This window comes from Dermacoccus sp. Ellin185 (assembly GCF_000152185.1).
Classification (GTDB): domain Bacteria; phylum Actinomycetota; class Actinomycetes; order Actinomycetales; family Dermatophilaceae; genus Dermacoccus; species Dermacoccus nishinomiyaensis.
This window is the reverse complement of sequence record NZ_AEIQ01000077.1, coordinates 17,455-33,749: the sequence shown is the minus strand read 5'-3', so window position 1 is coordinate 33,749 and position 16,295 is coordinate 17,455. Positions and strand designations below refer to the sequence as shown.

Annotated in this window: 11 protein-coding genes; 6 read left to right on the top strand and 5 right to left on the bottom strand. The window is 69.0% G+C overall.

Going from position 1 to position 16,295, the window contains the following annotated elements; genetic code table 11:
* Window positions 1–28: 28 nt before the first annotated feature.
* Window positions 29–571, bottom strand: coding sequence for an O-acetyl-ADP-ribose deacetylase (locus HMPREF0321_RS08020; protein WP_006945675.1), 543 nt, complete (start codon window positions 569–571; stop codon window positions 29–31).
* A 264-nt stretch (window positions 572–835) separates the two neighbouring features.
* On the opposite strand from HMPREF0321_RS08020, the gene HMPREF0321_RS08015 reads away from it, so the two are divergent.
* Window positions 836–2,530 carry a long-chain-fatty-acid--CoA ligase gene (locus HMPREF0321_RS08015; protein WP_006945727.1) on the top strand — a complete coding sequence of 565 codons (1,695 nt, stop codon included), beginning with the start codon at window positions 836–838 and terminating at the stop codon, window positions 2,528–2,530.
* A gap of 105 nt (window positions 2,531–2,635) precedes the next feature.
* Here HMPREF0321_RS08015 and HMPREF0321_RS08010 read toward each other — a convergent pair whose 3' ends face one another.
* Entirely contained in the window at window positions 2,636–4,159 is a 1,524-nt protein-coding gene (locus tag HMPREF0321_RS08010) for an MFS transporter (protein WP_006945703.1), read from the bottom strand.
* A gap of 386 nt (window positions 4,160–4,545) precedes the next feature.
* On the opposite strand from HMPREF0321_RS08010, the gene HMPREF0321_RS08005 reads away from it, so the two are divergent.
* Complete coding sequence (locus HMPREF0321_RS08005; protein ID WP_006945746.1) at window positions 4,546–6,066, top strand: amino acid permease; 1,521 nt, start codon at window positions 4,546–4,548, stop codon at window positions 6,064–6,066.
* 964 nt (window positions 6,067–7,030) lie between these two features.
* Here the strand turns inward: HMPREF0321_RS08005 and HMPREF0321_RS07995 are convergent.
* On the bottom strand, window positions 7,031–7,324 hold the full coding sequence (locus HMPREF0321_RS07995) for a GNAT family N-acetyltransferase (RefSeq protein ID WP_006945741.1): 294 nt from the start codon (window positions 7,322–7,324) through the stop codon (window positions 7,031–7,033).
* Between the two features lie 167 nt (window positions 7,325–7,491).
* Between HMPREF0321_RS07995 and HMPREF0321_RS07990 the strand changes: the two genes are divergently transcribed.
* From HMPREF0321_RS07990 to HMPREF0321_RS07980, 4 genes are all read left to right on the top strand, one after another.
* Window positions 7,492–8,655, top strand: a complete 1,164-nt coding sequence (locus HMPREF0321_RS07990; RefSeq protein WP_006945749.1) for a phosphatase domain-containing protein — start codon at window positions 7,492–7,494, stop codon at window positions 8,653–8,655.
* A gap of 152 nt (window positions 8,656–8,807) precedes the next feature.
* Window positions 8,808–8,993 carry a hypothetical protein gene (locus HMPREF0321_RS16055; RefSeq protein ID WP_136788793.1) on the top strand — a complete coding sequence of 62 codons (186 nt, stop codon included), beginning with the start codon at window positions 8,808–8,810 and terminating at the stop codon, window positions 8,991–8,993.
* 114 nt (window positions 8,994–9,107) lie between these two features.
* Window positions 9,108–11,201 carry a thioredoxin domain-containing protein gene (locus HMPREF0321_RS07985; RefSeq protein WP_006945681.1) on the top strand — a complete coding sequence of 698 codons (2,094 nt, stop codon included), beginning with the start codon at window positions 9,108–9,110 and terminating at the stop codon, window positions 11,199–11,201.
* Window positions 11,202–11,365: 164 nt separating this feature from the next.
* The gene (locus tag HMPREF0321_RS07980; protein WP_006945738.1) at window positions 11,366–11,977 is read left to right on the top strand and encodes an antibiotic biosynthesis monooxygenase; all 612 of its coding nucleotides are present in this window, start codon (window positions 11,366–11,368) and stop codon (window positions 11,975–11,977) included.
* A 176-nt stretch (window positions 11,978–12,153) separates the two neighbouring features.
* Here the strand turns inward: HMPREF0321_RS07980 and hrpB are convergent, their stop codons facing one another.
* Both hrpB and HMPREF0321_RS07970 read right to left on the bottom strand, forming a co-directional pair.
* Window positions 12,154–14,880: an ATP-dependent helicase HrpB gene (hrpB, locus tag HMPREF0321_RS07975; protein ID WP_006945743.1), complete on the bottom strand. Its 2,727-nt coding sequence runs from the start codon at window positions 14,878–14,880 to the stop codon at window positions 12,154–12,156.
* A 61-nt stretch (window positions 14,881–14,941) separates the two neighbouring features.
* Window positions 14,942–15,988, bottom strand: a complete 1,047-nt coding sequence (locus tag HMPREF0321_RS07970) for a peptidoglycan bridge formation glycyltransferase FemA/FemB family protein (protein WP_006945670.1) — start codon at window positions 15,986–15,988, stop codon at window positions 14,942–14,944.
* Window positions 15,989–16,295 lie beyond the last annotated feature (307 nt).

Here is a 16,295-nt window from a genome sequence, read left to right as displayed (position 1 = left end):
GATCCGACTCGCCTTGGCCGGGATGCGGTCAGGCTCGGTCGGCAGCACGTTCGAAAGCGGCGAGTGCGCGATCGTCGTACAGCACGAAACGGATCAACCGGACATGTGCACATCGGGCGGAACGCGCCACCTCGAGAGCGATGCACGCGACCTCTTCGACGTCCCAGCCGTACACGCCCGCGCTGATGGCGGGAAAGGCCACGGAGCGGCATTCCGCCTCGTCGGCGATCCGCAATGACTCGGCGAAACAGGAGCTTAGAAGAGCCGGATCCGTCTGGCCCGCATGACGATTCGGGCCGACAGTGTGGATGACGTAGCGCGCGGGCATCCGCCCCGCGCCGGTGATGACGGCCTCGCCGGTCGGTAATCCGCCCGTCAGCCGTGTCGCGCGCAGCTTGCGACACTCCTCGCGCAGCTGCGGCCCTGCTGCGGCATGGATGGCACCGTCCACGCCGCCACCGCCGAGCAGGCCCGAGTTCGCGGCGTTGACGACGGCGTCGACCTGCTCGGTCGTGATGTCGCCACGCACGATCTCGACGGAGGGGGCCTCATGGACTGTCACGGTGTTCATGGCACCCATCCTGCACCGCGCCGCAGTTCCGCAGGTGGGGACGGGATTCGCGAATGTGACCGAAAATCGCACAGGGGACAGGAATCGCGACCGGGGACGTAGTTCGCAGGAGGGGACAGGAATCGCCGATGGGTACTACGGGTGTAGAAGCTCGACGTGACGGGGCATACACTCGAAGACGGTGCCGGCGATCCCGCTCGGCACCTCGTGCTGTGACGAGACCAGCCGTGACGAGGCGCGACGCGCCGATGGAGGATGACGACGATGCTGACGAACGCGCTGTGGGCGAACTCCTACTCGCCCGGTGTGCCCCTGCGCCTCGATTACGGCATGGCGACGCTCGTCGATCAGTTCGACTCCGCCGTCGCGCGATTCGGCGAGCGCCCGGCCATCGACTTCATGGGGCGCGTCACGACGTACGACCAGCTCAAGGCTCAGGTCGACGCCGCCGCGGCCGGTCTGTTGGACCTCGGTGTGACGGCGGGCGACCGCGTCGCCGTCCTGCTGCCTGGCTGCCCGCAGAACGTCGTCGTCACGCAGGCGATCATGCGCATCGGCGCGATCGCGGTGCAGCACAACCCGCTCTACACGATCGGTGAGCTGCGCGCGCCGTTCGAGGACCACGAGGCCGAGGTCGTCATCGCATGGGACAAGATCAGCCCGATGCTCGTCGACCTCGCGCAGGAGAACGGCGTCCGCCACATAGTCGCGATCGACGTGACGGCGGAGCTGCCGTTCGTCAAGCGTCTCGCGCTGCGCCTGCCGGTGAAGAAGGCGCGCGAGTCGCGCGAGCGCCTCACCGGCCCGGCGCCCGAGGGCCTGCTGAGCTGGAACGACCTGCTATCACGCGGCACGCTGCCCGCCGACCACCCCAAGCCATCGGCCGGTGACCCGGCGATCATGCTCTACACCTCGGGCACGAGCGGCACCCCCAAGGGCGTCCCGCTCACGCACGCGAACCTCGCCGCCAACTGCCTGCAGGGCAAGGCGTGGGCGCAGCTGCGTGACGGTGAGGAGACGTTCCTCGTCGTCCTCCCGATGTTCCACGCGTACGGCCTGACGATCGGCGTCCTCGCGGGCATCAACCTCGGCGCGTGCCTGCTCATGCTGCCCGCCCCCGAGGTGCCGCTCATCATCGACGCCGTGAAGCGTCGCACCCCGACGTTCGCGCCGGGTGTACCGCCGCTGTACGCCCGCATCCTCGACGAGGCGGAGAAGCGCGACATCAGCCTCGAGGGCATCCGCATCGGCCTGTCGGGCGCGATGTCGCTGCCGTCCGCGCTCGTGCAACGCTGGGAGAAGGCGACGGGCGGCCACCTCATCGAGGGCTACGGCCTCACCGAGACGAGCCCAGTCGTCGTCGGCAACCCCATCTCCGACGATCGTCGCGCCGGCTCGATCGGCGTGCCGTTCCCCGACGTCGAGATCCGCCTCGCCGACCCCGAGGACGTCACGAAGGACGCGCCGGATTCCGGCCCGGGCGAGCTGCTCGTCAAGGGTCCGCAGGTCTTCGGTGGCTATTACAAGAAGCCCGAGGCGACGCAGGAGGCGTTCCACGACGGCTTCTTCCGCACCGGCGACGTCGTCGAGATGGGTGAGGGCGGCTACCTGACGGTCGTCGACCGCATCAAGGAGATGATCGTCACGGGTGGCTTCAACGTCTACCCGAGTGAGGTCGAAGGCGTGCTGCGCGAACACGACTCGATCGCTGACGCCGCCGTCGTCGGGCTGCCCGCCACCGCGGGCGGTGAGGACGTCGTCGCCGCCGTCGTGCTCGCCGACGGCCACACCGATGCTGACGCCGAGGCGCTGCGCCGCCACGTCAAGGGCAAGCTGACGGCGTACAAGGCGCCGCGTCGCTTCGTCGTCGTCGACGAACTGCCGACGAACCCGATGGGCAAGGTGCTGCGCCGCGAGGTCACCAAGCTGCTGCACGAGCACGCGAACCAGGGCGACTGAACGAGCGGTGGTCGCGGCGAGACGGCGGCGAAGGCCGCCACCCCGATCGGGTGGCGGCCTTCGTGGCTGCGAGCGCTGTGGACTCAGCGCTCGCGGCAGCGGACGTCAGTGCTTCTCGGCGTCCGAAGTGGTCCCCGCGGTTGCCGCGTTCGCGGCGTCGTGCGCGTCGAACGGCAGGTCCTCGTGGACGATGTCGGGGTTGTCGTGCTGCGTCTCGACGAGTTCGTGGGCCTCTTCGTCGGAGGCGACCGTCGGCATCGAACCCGGCAGCGGTCTGCGCGCCGACTCCTTCATCGCGAGCAATGCGATGCCGCCGAGCACGGCGAAGAACATCGTGTAGAGCGCCGGCGCGTTCTTGCTGCCGGTCCACTTGACGAGCGCTTCGCTGATCATCGGCGCGGTGCCGCCGAACAGGGAGACGGCGATGTTGTACGACAGCGCCATGCCGCCGAAGCGTGAGGCCGTCGGGAACAGCGCGGGCAGCGTCGAGGCCGACATCGCGACGTAGAAGCAGACGGAGAAGGCCAGCATGAACATCGCGACGAAGGCCAGCGTCTGGTTCTCCATCATCATGTAGGCCGGGTAGGTGAACAGCAGCGTCGAGATGATCGCGATCCAGTAGACGGGCTTGCGGCCGATCTTGTCCGACAAGCGCCCGACGAAGGGCACGGCCAGGGAGAGCGCCACGAGCGCCGGGATGGTGGCTGCAGCGGCACCCAGGGTGGTGTAGCCGTGGTTGCTCTCGAGGTAACCGGGCATGTACGACGTGAGCGAGTAGCCGGCGGTGTTCGTCGCGCCGACGAGCGCCATGGCGATGAGCAGCGGGCGCCAGTGGTGCTTGATGATGCCGACCGGGCCGAGCTGCGTCTGCGACTCGTCGATGGCGTCGTTGCTCTCGGCTGCCTCGTTGGCGGCCTGCGTGTTCTCGAACGTCGGCGACTCGTCGATCTTCATGCGGAAGTACATGGCGAGCAGGCCGAACGGCAGAGCGAGCAGGAACGGGATGCGCCAGCCCCAGTCGTCCATCGTCTCGGAGCCGAGGCCGATGCTGAACAGCGCGACGACGGCGGCGCCGACCGCGAAACCGAGGTAGGAACCGGTGTCGAGGAAGCTCGAAAAGTAGCCGCGACGCTTGTCGGGGGAGTACTCGGAGACGAACGTCGTTGCGCCCGAGTACTCACCGCCGGTGGAGAAGCCCTGGATGAGGCGGCAGATGATGAGACCGGCGAACGCCCACCAGCCGGCGGTCGAGAACGACGGCAGCAGACCGATGGCGCCCGTCGCGATCGACATGGCGAGCATCGTGATGGCGAGCGTCTTCTGACGCCCGATCTTGTCGCCGAGGGGGCCGAAGACGAGGCCACCGAAGGGGCGGGCGAGGAAGCTGACGGCGAACACGGCGAAGGTGATGATCATCTTCGTCGAGTCGTCGCCACCCTCGGGCTGGAACACCTTCGTCATCGTGGCGGCGAGGTAGCCGTAGATGCCGAAGTCGTACCATTCCATGAGGTTGCCCATGGTGGCGCCCGTGATGGCTTTCTTGAGTGGAGCTTTCTCGACCACGGTGATGTGGTCGCGTTCGAGCTCGCGGGGCTCGCCGTCCGGTGCGGCGGAAGCGGTATGGGACATGTGTGTTTCTCCTGCGCACGTTCGGGTGGGCGAAGCCGGGCCCGCAGCGCATTCGTCGCTCGTGGGTGTTCGTCTCGAATGGGAAAAAACGGTTCTCATCCCATCGCCGATGCCCCGGAATGTCCAGTGCTCGGACGCCTTGCGGCCCCGATCTGCGAGGTTCCGCAGCGCTGAGGCAGCGCGGCGCCACAGCTTTGTCGCGAAGATGTGATTTGCCGCACATCTCACGCCGCAGCAGGGGTTGTCGGCCCCCGTGTCGCCCCTTCTCCGGGCGGCTCGCGTTGCTACTCTGAGCCCGGCTCGCCCGCCGGGCAGGTGCCCGGCGAGGAACCGAACGACCGGTCCTCACGCCGCGTCATCCACTTCTCGATCTCGCAGGAGACGCCATGGCCACACAGGCCGATTCCACGCCCGCCGAGCCGTCAGGGCCCGCGGGCTCCGTCGCCGACCCGACGCCTGGCGCGGGTGGTCAGAACGAGCTGCGACGCGACCTCAATGCGCGCCACCTCAACATGATCGCCATCGGCGGCGCCATCGGGACGGGCCTGTTCCTCGCCTCCGCCGGTTCGATCCACGAGGCGGGCCCCGGCGGCGCGCTCGTCGCGTACGGCGTCATCGGGTTCATGGTGTGGTTGCTCATGCAGAGCCTCGGCGAGATGTCGACGTATCTGCCGCTCGCCAACTCGTTCGAGTCGTACGGCACCCGATTCGTCAGCCGCAGCTTCGGCTTCGCGCAGGGCTGGAACTACTGGTTCAACTGGGCGATCACGGTCGCGGCGGAGATCGCGGCGGCGGGCGCCGTCGTCAACTACTGGGCGCCGGACGTCGACCAGCGTCTCGTCGCGCTCGTCTTCTTCGCCATCCTGTTCGCCATCAACGCGATCAGTGTTCGCGCCTTCGGCGAGAGCGAGTTCCTGTTCGCCTCGATCAAGGTCATCACCGTCCTCGTGTTCCTCACCGTCGGCGTCCTCATGATCTTCGGCATCATGACGGAGGCGCCCGGCACGAAGAACTGGACCACCGGCCAGGCGCCGTTCGTCGGCGGGTTCTCGGGCATCATCGCCATCTTCATGATCGCCGGATTCAGCTTCCAGGGCACCGAGATGATCGGTGTCGCCGCCGGTGAGGCCGACGAGCCCGAGAAGACGATCCCGAAGGCCATCCGCGCCGTGTTCTTCCGCATCCTCATCTTCTACATCGGCGCGTTCGTCGTCATCGGCTTCCTGCTGCCGTACACCGACCCGCGCCTCGTCAATGCCGCTGACGGCGACATCCAGGCGTCGCCGTTCACGCTGATCTTCGAGAAGGTCGGCGTGGTCGGTGCGGCGAGCGTCATGAACGCGGTCATTCTCACCGCCATCCTGTCGGCCGGCTCGTCCGGTCTCTACGTCTCGACCCGCATGCTCTACGCGATGGCCCAGAAGGGCATGGCGCCCCGCTTCCTGCTCAAGACCAACCGCCGTTCCGTACCGATGCCGGCGCTGCTGCTGACGGCCCTCGTCGCGCTCGGCTGCTACGGGCTGAGCCTGCTCTCGTCCGACGCCTATGGCTGGCTCGTCGCTGCCTCCGGTCTCGCGGGGTTCATCACGTGGTGCGGTATCGCGTGGAGCCACCTCAAGTTCCGCAAGGCGTACGTCGCACAAGGTGGCCGCGTCGAGGATCTGCCGTTCCGCGCGAAGTGGTACCCGCTCGGGCCGGTCGTCGCGCTCGGCATGTGCGCGCTCGTCATCGTGCTGCAGAACAAAGACCTGATCTTCGAAGGCACCGTCGACCCCGGCGGCCTGCTCGAGAGCTACATCGGCCTGCCGCTGTTCCTCGCCGTGTGGGCCGGCCACAAGCTCATGACGAAGTCGAAGAAGGTCGACCCGCTCGAGGCGGATCTCACGCGCACCCGCTCGCACTCCTGACGGCGGGTTGACCGGCTGGGCGCGTTGACAGGCTGCGCTGACTCGGCCAGCGCGCGGTGTTCGGTTTCGAGCTGTACCGGCGACTAATTTTCAGATGTGGGTCGCATTTTGGGATAGAAGCGATTCGTTACCGGGGTGTCGACGACCTCGTCGCGGATGTCTCGGAAGGTCTTGCGTGCCTCAGCGTTGCCTCCGCGCGAAGCCCCAGTGGTCTCCTACACCCTCGTCAGCACCGCCGCGTCTCGCCTTCGTGACGGCGACGTCGGGAGATCTGGGTTCGCTCGAGCAGCAGCGGCGATTCCTCCGCGACGTCGCATCCGGCGTCCCGCACGTCGTCGTGGACGATCTCGCGTGAGCGCGATCGATCGCCTTGCTCGCGAACGATCCCGACGTACAGCTGCACGAGCTCGACGCGGCCGACTTGATGATCGGTCGGGCGGGCAACATGGGTGCCAGCATCGCCATCGCTCAGGGGTGTGAGGGTTTCATCCATCCCGATTCGCGCAGCATCCCACTACCAGGGTTCCTCGAGGCGTATCGCGACGCCTTTGCCGTGTGCGGCACGAGCCGCGGGTGGTTGTTCAACGGCCCCATCACCTACCTGTCGGCCGATGATGACCTGGCGGCCATGAAACGACGCAGAGTCGCGCAGCTCGTCGACCCGCACCCGCGCCGCGCGTTCCCGCCTCCTGGTGACGTGCACGCGAACGAGGACCATCGGTTGCTCCTGTCGGGCAACTTCGCCGTCCGCGTGCGCGAGTGGCGGTTGCTCGGTGGTTTCTGCCCCCGACTACCGCGACCCGGCCATCGGCGACCTCGATCTCGCGATGCGCGCCGAGCAGGCCGGGCTGTCCATGGCATGAGTCGGTGGCGCGCACGTATTGCACGCGCCGACGGCGTCGTCGACGCGTGGTGTCGAGGACCTCGCGGTGTTCGCGCGCCGTTGGGGCCACGAACCGCCCGCTCAGGAGGCCGTGACGCGCACGTCCGCGTAGTCGGGGTGCTTGTCGATCCACGACGCGACGTACGGGCAGACCGGGTCGACCTTCTTGCCGGCCGCGCGCACGTCGTCGAGCGCGAAACGGACGATCTGGCTCGCGAAACCGCGGCCACCGAAGCGCTCCGGCACGATCGTGTGCGGCATCGTGACGACGTCGCCGTCCTCGCGGTAGTCGGCGAACCCGACCTGCTCGTCGTCGAGGAAACCCTCGTAGCGGTGGGTCTCGGTGTTCTTCTTCACGGTGATGGTGTCGCTCATGCACTCACTGTGGCACGCCGAACTCGCGGGCGGGCGAGTATCCCGCGCGGTGTGTCGGTGAGGTGCGGGGCGCCGCGTCGAGGCTCGATAAGCTGTCGCCGCGGGCGTGGTGCGCCCGGGTGGCGCCGTGATCGGCTGCCGTCAGCCGTTCGGCCAGGGGAGGCCTCGTGGGTGCCACGCTCGATCTCGTCAATTCTCTTCTCGACGGCCCGACGGGGCGACGTGATGAGAAGCAGATCCTCACGCTGCTGCGCGAGGCGCCCGCCGGTGAGCTGAACGACGTCCTCGAGAACGTCGACGCGGCCAAGCTGTTCGACGACATGGACGACCGCCTCATCGGCCCCGACAACGAGACCGCCCTCATCGAGTTGCTCACCCGCACGAGGCGTCACGAGTTGAGCATGGCGGCGCAGGTCGCCGTCATCCACGGGATGCAGGGCGGCGCGACGTCGGCTGCGATGGAGGGCGCGATCCGTGACATGCTGCTCGCCCACACGGGCAACGACCTGACGCACCTGAAGAACACGCTCAACCTCGCGAAGGGCCGACACGATCTGGAGGGTCTCGTCTTCGCCGACATCGACGACGACGCCATCCGCGCCGAGATTCTCGACCACTTCGCCGCGTCCTCGTCGCTCGAGGGTGAGCGGCAGGCGAAGACCCTGTCCGACATCGACGACACCGCCCTGGCGAAGATCCACGAGACGCGTTACCCGCGCGGAACCGTCATCCCGGGCATCATCGCGTTCTACGAAGCACTCGACCTCGGACCTCGTGACGCGCCGCTCTCGCGCGGTGACCTGACGTTCGTCACGGCGCGGCCTGCGGATGCCCTGGGGTTGATGAAGAGCTACAGCCGCGAGTCACTCACCAAGGCCGGGTTCGCGGATCTGTCGATCATGACGGGCAGCATCTTCCATCTTGCGACGCACGACGCGATGGCCGCGAAGAAGGTCGCCAACATCGCGCACTACGCGACCTTGTTTCCCGAGTACGACCTCGTGTTCGTCGGCGATTCGGGGCAGGGGGACATCGCCGTCGGCGAGCAGATCTTGCAGGCGCACGGTGACGTCGTCAAGGCCGTCTTCATCCACGACGTCGTGGCCCTGGATGCCGGACGCCGCGCCGAACTCGCCGCGAAGGGGATCTGGGTGGTCGACACCTACGTCGGTGCGGCCGCCAAGGCTCACGAGTTGGGGTTGATCTCCGAGGCGGGCGTGCAGCGCGTCATCGACGAGATCCACCGGCTGCTCGACGACGTCGAATGGGAATCGTCCGAGCAGGAGCGCGCCATGCGCGAGCTGGTGGAACGGGACGCGTCGGGCCGGTGACCGCCTGATGGCGCTGCGATGGCGTCACGATGAAGGCGTGCCTCGGGCGCGTTGGCCGCCCGGGCTCCGGCGAATGTGACATACGTCAATGCAACCATCCCCCGCCGCGCGTCGGGGTTCCGCTATGAGCGCAAACCTGTCAGGGTGGAGGCATGAGCCTTGGAGCAGCGTTGGGTCTGGCCGTTCTCGTCGTCGTGACCATGTTCGTTCTCGTCTTCGTGATGGCGGGAGTCGAGACACGGATGTTCGACGACGTCATGGTCACGCCGGACGCTGAGACCGACGAGGCGCCCGTCGCGGCGCTCGAGCCGGCGGCCGAGTTGTCGCGGGCCGCCTGAACCGCATACCTGACGATGTGCGCCCCCTTCACGTGATGATCGTGACGGGGGCGCTCTGCATGCTGAATCCCTTGGGATGACGCGGTTGTCGGTGTCGGGTCCTAGCTTGGGGTCATGGCCAACCGACTCGCTGCCTCGCTGAGCCCCTACCTGCGTCAGCACGCCGACAACCCCGTCGACTGGCACGAATGGGGAGACGAGGCGTTCGCCGAGGCGCGACATCGTGACGTGCCCGTGCTGCTGTCCGTCGGCTACGCGGCGTGCCACTGGTGCCACGTCATGGCGCACGAGTCGTTCGAGGACGCAGCCATTGCGGCGCAGCTCGCCAAGGGGTTCGTCGCCGTCAAGGTCGATCGTGAGGAGCGCCCCGACGTCGACGCCGTCTACATGAACGTCACGCAGGCGCTCACCGGGCACGGCGGCTGGCCGATGACGGTGTTGCTGACGCCGGACGGTGAGCCCTTCTACGCCGGAACCTACTTCCCGCGTGAGCAGTTCTCGTCGCTGCTGCACTCGATCGGTGAGTTGTGGCGTGACGATCGGGCGCGCGTCGAGGGAGCAGCGCGTTCCATCGTCGAGGCGATGCAGACGCGCTCGCGTGCCGACGCGACGGGTTTGGGGCCTGGGGGAGATGACCTGCTCGGGCAGGGCGATCGGGCTGAGCGACAGCTCGTGGGGGTCGATCTGACGCGTGCCGTCGTCGGCCTGCGTCGCCAGTTCGACGACAGCCGGGGCGGCTTCGGTGGCGCGCCCAAGTTCCCGCCGTCGATGACGCTCGAGCACCTGCTGCGTCACCACGCCCGCACGGGCGACGCGGACGCCCTCGCGATGGCTCGCCGCACGGGCGAGGCGATGGCGCGCGGTGGCATGTACGACCAGCTCGACGGAGGGTTCGCGCGCTACAGCGTCGACGCCGACTGGGTCGTGCCGCACTTCGAGAAGATGCTGTACGACAACGCGCAACTGCTGCGGGTGTACGCGCATCTGTGGCGCGCGACCGGCGACGACTGGGCGCGTCGCGTGACCTACGAGACGGCCGACTTCATCATGCGGCGCCTCGGCACCAGTGAGGGGGCGTTTGCCTCCGCGCTCGATGCTGACACCGACGGCGTCGAAGGCCTCACCTACGTATGGAACGCGGAGGAGCTCGTCGAGGTGCTGGGCCGCAGCGACGGCGCGCGCGCCGCTGAGCTTCTCGGCGTCACCCGTCACGGCACGTTCGAAGACGGCCGCTCGACCCTGCAGCTGCGTCGTGACCCCGCCGAGCTTTTCTCGCCCGAGGTGCTGGGTGACCGCTCCCCGGACGCGTGGTGGTCAGACGTTCGGGCCAGGCTGCGCTCGGTGCGGGCCGAGCGCCCGCAGCCGGCCCGTGACGACAAGGTCGTCACGTCATGGAACGGCCTCGCCATCGCCGCGCTCGCCGAGGCCGGGATGATCCTCGAACAACCCTCGTGGGTGGCGGCGGCGCGGGAGGCGGCTGACGTCGTGCTCGCGACCCACGTCGTCGACGGCCGGTTGCGGCGGGCGTCGCTCAAAGGCCGGGTGAGCGAGGCGCTCGCCTGCGCCGATGACTACGGCAACCTCGCCGAGGGGCTGCTGGTGCTGCATCAGGCGAATGGCGAGACGCGCCATGCCGAGGTGGCGATCGGTCTGCTCGACGACGCGGCGCGCCTGTTCTTCGACGGCGACACCGTGTACGACACGGGGTCGGACGCGTCGCAGCTCTTCATCAGGCCGCGCTCCGACGGCGACAACGCCGAACCGTGCGGCGCGTCGTCGCTCGCCTCGGCGTACGTCATGGCGTTCGCTCTGACGGGGCACGGCGATTACCGCGTGCGAGCTCTTGCCTGCCTGTCCGGCCTCGTGGGTGTGATGGCGTCGAACCCGCGGTTCGCCGGCTGGGCGCTCGCTGCGGCGGAGGCGCTCGCTGCGGGGCCGGTGCAGGTCGCCGTCGTCGACCCTGCGGATGGGGGTGCGGCTGCGGGGTCCGGCGATGGGCCGCTTGATGCGGCCGAGGCGGATGAGATGTGGCTGCGCGCCTGGCGTTCGACGGGTCCGGGGTTGGTGCGTGTTCGTGGCGCTGCCGACGCCGGCGGGGTGCCGTTGCTGGCAGATCGCCCTGCGGTCGACGGCCAGACGACGGCGTACGTATGCCGGGGTTTCGTGTGCGATGCCCCCGTGACGAGGGCGGACGAGATGAACATCTGAGGTGCGCCGCGCGGGCGGCGAGCGCCGATCGTCGTGGGGGTGATAAGGGTGGGCGGCGCGGGTGCCCAGGGGCGTGCTGCCTGGGCGGCGAGCGTCGTCGGCGTGACGCATGTGACACCGGTTCGGTTCGTTGTCTGCGCCGTGCATGCCCGACGATGACGGGTATGACGAATGCTGTCGCTGCCGCGCCGACCGCGCCTGACGAGGCGCCCGTGACGGTGTCGTTCACGCGCCACATGAGCACCGACAACGAGACTCAGGTGCTGGCCTGGGTGCATGCCGGCATGGCGATGGCGGAGAAGTTCGAGGGCTTCCTCGGCACCGGGTGGGTGCGCTCGTCGAGCAACTCGCAGGAATGGCACATGCTGTGTCGTTTCCGCAATCAGGCATGCCTCGACGCGTGGGATCGCAGCCCCGAGCGCGCCTGGTGGTTGTCGTTCGGTGCGGACATCGTGCAGCACACCCGCGGCGAGAAGCGCGTCGGCATCGAGGGATGGTTCGACGAGCCGTCGCACAGCAGTGACGTCGTCCTGCCCGGCGAAGCGCCCGCGCCCGGCCGTCGTCTCGCGCCGCCGCGGTGGAAGCAGGCCACGATGATCTGGGCGGTGTTCTTCCCGATGTCGGTGCTTGCCGCCTACCTGCTGCAGCCGCACATCGCGAGCCTGCACGTCGTGTTGCGCACGCTGATCCAGACGTCGATCCTCACGCCGCTCATGACCTACATCATGCTGCCGTTCGCCACCCGCGTGCTCGACGAGTGGCTGCACGAGGAGTGACGGCTGCGCCGGCGTGACGCGGACGTCAGAGCTGCGGCGTCGCCAGGCGGGTTGAGGCTGTCGGCCGGTGAGTTGCGGACTGCAACTCAGCCATGCAGGATTGTGCCCCTCGAGTTGGGAGTTGGGGGACTGCAACTCGGCCATGCAGGATTGTGCCTCCGAAGTGCCGCCGGGCGTCAGAGGCGGTTCTTCGTCTTCGCCGTCGCGACGTGTGTGAGAGGGTCCTCGGGCCACGGATGCTTCGGGTAGCGGCCGCGCATGTCGGCGCGCACGCCCGCGTAGGGCCCGGCCCAGAACGAGGCGAGGTCGTCGGTGACGGCGACGGGTCGCTGCGCAGGCGACAGCAGGTGGAACAGCACAGGTGCGCGCCCGTCGGCGAGGCGCGGGGTCTGCGTCAGCCCGAAGCACTCCTGCAGTTTCACTGCGACGATGGGCGGGCCGCCCGGTTCGTCGAGAGGTGGGTAGGTGATGCGCACGCTGGAGCCGCTGGGCACACGCAGCCGCTCGGGTGCCAACTCGTCGAGACGTGTCGCCTCGGGCCAGGGCAGCAGGCGACGCAGCGGTTCCGTCAGGTCGATGGAGGCGAGCTTCCCCCCACGGGCGAGGCGGTCGAGCTCCGGGGCGAGCCATTCGTCGAGTCGGGCGAGCAGTGTGTCGTCGTCCATCGCGGGCCACGGGTCGGCGAGGTGGTGGTGCAGGAAAGCCAGACGACGTCGCAGCGCCGCTGCAGCATCGCTCCATGTCAGCAACGAAAGCCTCTGCGCTGCAAGAGCATTCGCGACGGCTTGTCGCGCCACTTCCGGCGTCGGGGACGTTGGTGTCGCCGAGAACTCGATCGCGCCGAGCGCCTTGACACGCCGCCCCACGATCTTGCCGGAGGTCGCGTCCCACGTCGCGCGCACCTCGTCGACGAGCAGGTGCGCCGCTGCGTCCTCCGCGATCTGTCGAGTGATCGGGGCCGCCAACCGGATGACGGCGCCCGTCCCACGCGCGGCGCGACCATCGGAACGCGCGACGTCCGCGACAGCCAACCACTCACACTCGGTCAACGGTGAATCGTCTAGCCCCGCACGGGTTCCCGACGCCGTGAGGTAGACGCCCTCGGCGACGCGATGCGCCACGCGTTCCGGATACGCAAGAGCGATGACGAGACCGGCGTCGCTCTCGGTCTCGGCGTCCACGGAGCGAGCCCGTCGAGATGCCGCGGCGTGTCCGGGCGCCCACCCGGGGTCCGGGGTGGCGGCGGCGTCGTTCGAGCCGGCCGCGACGACGAGCGTGAGGCGTTCGCTCTCGCGCACCCACCTCGAACGGGCCGCCCCCTGCAGCTCGGCGATCGCGTGGTCGAGGTCGGCGTCCCTCGAGCGGACGTCGTCGGCGAGTGCAGCGACGTACTCCGCGGCCGATCGGGCGCCGATTCGCTCGGCCGCGACGAGCAAGGCGCGGGCGAGCCGCGGGTCGGCGGGTACCTCGACGAGCGTCCTGCCGAGGGCGGTGATGCGACCGTCAGCGTCGAGCGCGCCCAGGCCGACGAGGGTGTGCGTCGCCTCGCGCAGGGCGGGCGCAGGTGGTTGCGTCGGCAGGGAAAGCCCGGTGCCGCCCGGCGTGCCCCACGCCGCGAACGTCAGGGCGACGTCGGTGAGGTCGCTCGTCGCCATCTCGGGCGTGACATGCTCGGGCATGCGCGCGAACGTCTGCTCGTCGTAGCAACGCACCGCCATGCCGGGCCCGAGACGGGCCGCACGGCCGGCACGCTGCACCGCGCTGGCGCGCGAACACGCCACGGTGACAAGGCCGTTCATGCCGCGCGCGACGTCGCGTCGAGGTTCGCGCGAGAGCCCGGCGTCGACGACGAGGCGCACGCCGGGCACCGTCAGTGACGACTCCGCGAGGGCGGTGGAGACGACGACGCGGCGCGGTTCGCCGGGTCCGCGACCGGCCGTCGCGCGATCCTGCTCGGCAGCGTCGATGCGCCCGTGCAGTTCGAGCACGTCGAGTTCGGGGCGCAGTTGCCGCACCTGCTCGGCGACGATCGACACCTCGCGCGCACCTGGGAGGAAGACGAGCGCGTCGCAGCCCCGCAAGCCGGCCAAGTTGGCGACGGCGTCCGTCGCTGCGGCAGTGCCACGCCCGCCGGCATGAGTGTCGGCATCATCCAGCGCGCGGGTCGTGATGCGCGCGACGTGCTCGAGGAAGGCCCGGGTGACGCCGCGCGCGTCGAGGCGGGGCGAGTCGAACGGCGCCCATCGCACGTCGAGCGGGTGCAGCGCAGACGGGCAATCGACGAGGGGTGCCTCACCCGACGTGGTGGTCGCGGCGAGGAGATCGGCGAAACGCGGTGCGTCGAGCGTCGCTGACATCGCGACGACGACGAGATCGTCACGCAGCGCGCGTACGTCGGCGAGCAGGCCGAACGCGACGTCGGATTCGATCGAGCGCTCATGCACCTCGTCGAGGATGACGGCGCCGACGCCCGTCAGTTCGGGGTCGGCGAGCAGGCGCCGATCGAGCAGACCGGGCGTGACGAACTCGACGAGTGTCGCTGTGCTCGAGCGGGATTCGCCGCGCACTGCGTAGCCGACGACGTCACCGAGACGCGTCCCCGTCAGCTGGGCCAGACGCCGTGCGGCAGCGCGTACGGCGACGCGGCGCGGCTGGGTGACGATGACGCGGCCCGCTCGGCCGGGCGTCACTCCACGGGCCGCTGCGGTGTCGACGTCGCGCCATGCGTCGCCTCGCTCAGCGAGCCAGTTCGCGACGAGCGGCGGCGCGAGCGTCGTCTTGCCCGTGCCGGGCGGGGCCTGGACGACGCACGCGCCCGCGTCGAGAGCGCGCGTCAACTCAGCGGTGGCCGTCGCGAAGGGCAGCCCGCGTCCGATGGCGTCGAGGTCGAAGAGGGCATTCATCGTGGCCTATTCTCGCCCCGCGCGGCATCTCACCCCGAATCGCAGGATGCGCGGGCGCCGATCAGAAGTACGGCGTCTTCTTCACGACGAAGTGGGCCTTGCGCACAGCCTTCTCGACGCCGGCCTCCCACGCCTTCGCCTGCAGCGGCATCACGGGCAGCAGCCAGGTGCCGACGTAGTCGGTGATCTCCTTGTTGAACCCCGTCTTGAACTGTCCGACGCCGTAGAGCGGGTGCGTCTCGTCCTTGGCGCGATCCGAGGGCGGGGCGCCGCACAGGTCGTAGTCGGTGACGCCGCGCTCCTTGAGCGCCTTGATCGTGTCGAGCACGAGAAGCGCCGCGGCGCCGCGCACCTTCTTGACGGGCACCGACGCCGCGTCCTTGCGGCTCGCGAGGTGGCCGTTGATCATGACGAAGTCTGCCGAGATGACCTCACCCTCGTAGTAGGCGAAGAAGAAGGCGCCGCGGCCGTCGCGCGCGTACGTCTGCCAGAACGTGCGGTAGTACTCGTAGGGGCGGATGACGAAACGGCCCTCGGCCGTCTTGACGAACAGGTCGTAGAACGTGCGGCACGAGGCGTCGTCGATCGGCGCCTCGGCGGTCGTCACGCCGTCCTTGACGGCGCGGCGGATGTTGTAGCGCGCCTTCGAGTCGAAGCCCTTGAGCAGGGTCTCGGCGTCGGGCCGGATGTCGAGCCACACCGTCGAGAACGTGGGCTGGACGTCGGTCGTGCGGTGAGCGCCCGCGGCCTCGAGCGCCGCCCGGTTCTCGGGTGAATCGACGAGCTGCGGCTCGAACTTGATCGCGAAGACGAGGCGCTTCTTCGCCTGCGCGGCAAGCGCCGTCAGCACGCCCGACGGGTCGCTGCCCTCCGCCAGCCCGGGGCCCTGCGGCACGTACCACAGCCGCCCCAGCGGCGGGACGATCCGCTCGAGCACCATGACGGCGACCCCACCCGCGTCGACGAAGCGGGGCCTCCACCCGGCGTCGGCCTTGATCTCGGCGAACTCCGCGAGCTGGAAGAATGCGCCGCCGTCGGGGTTCGCGGCGACGGAGGCGTTCCAGCCGTCGGGGGCTGATGTGGTGGAGGAGGCTGATGGCGCCGTCACGGTGCGTCCTACGTCTCGGGAATGGATGTTCCCCTCCATCGTGACGCATCGACCCCGCGCGTCAAGCATCGCCGTCCTCGACGTCGGGCACGTCGCCGACACCGCGCGGAGCCGGGCCGGGCGGCGAGCGCGACACCTGGGTCCCGATCAGCCCCTACTCAACGGCGCTTCTCGGTCACATGTGTCCGTGAATCGCCGTTGGGTCGCTGGATCGCAGATGTGGACGAAAAACGCGGATGGGGACAGGAATCGCAGATGGGGCGGGGTGTTGACGCCCAGAAGCGCAGCGATTCGCCAAGAGCGCCAG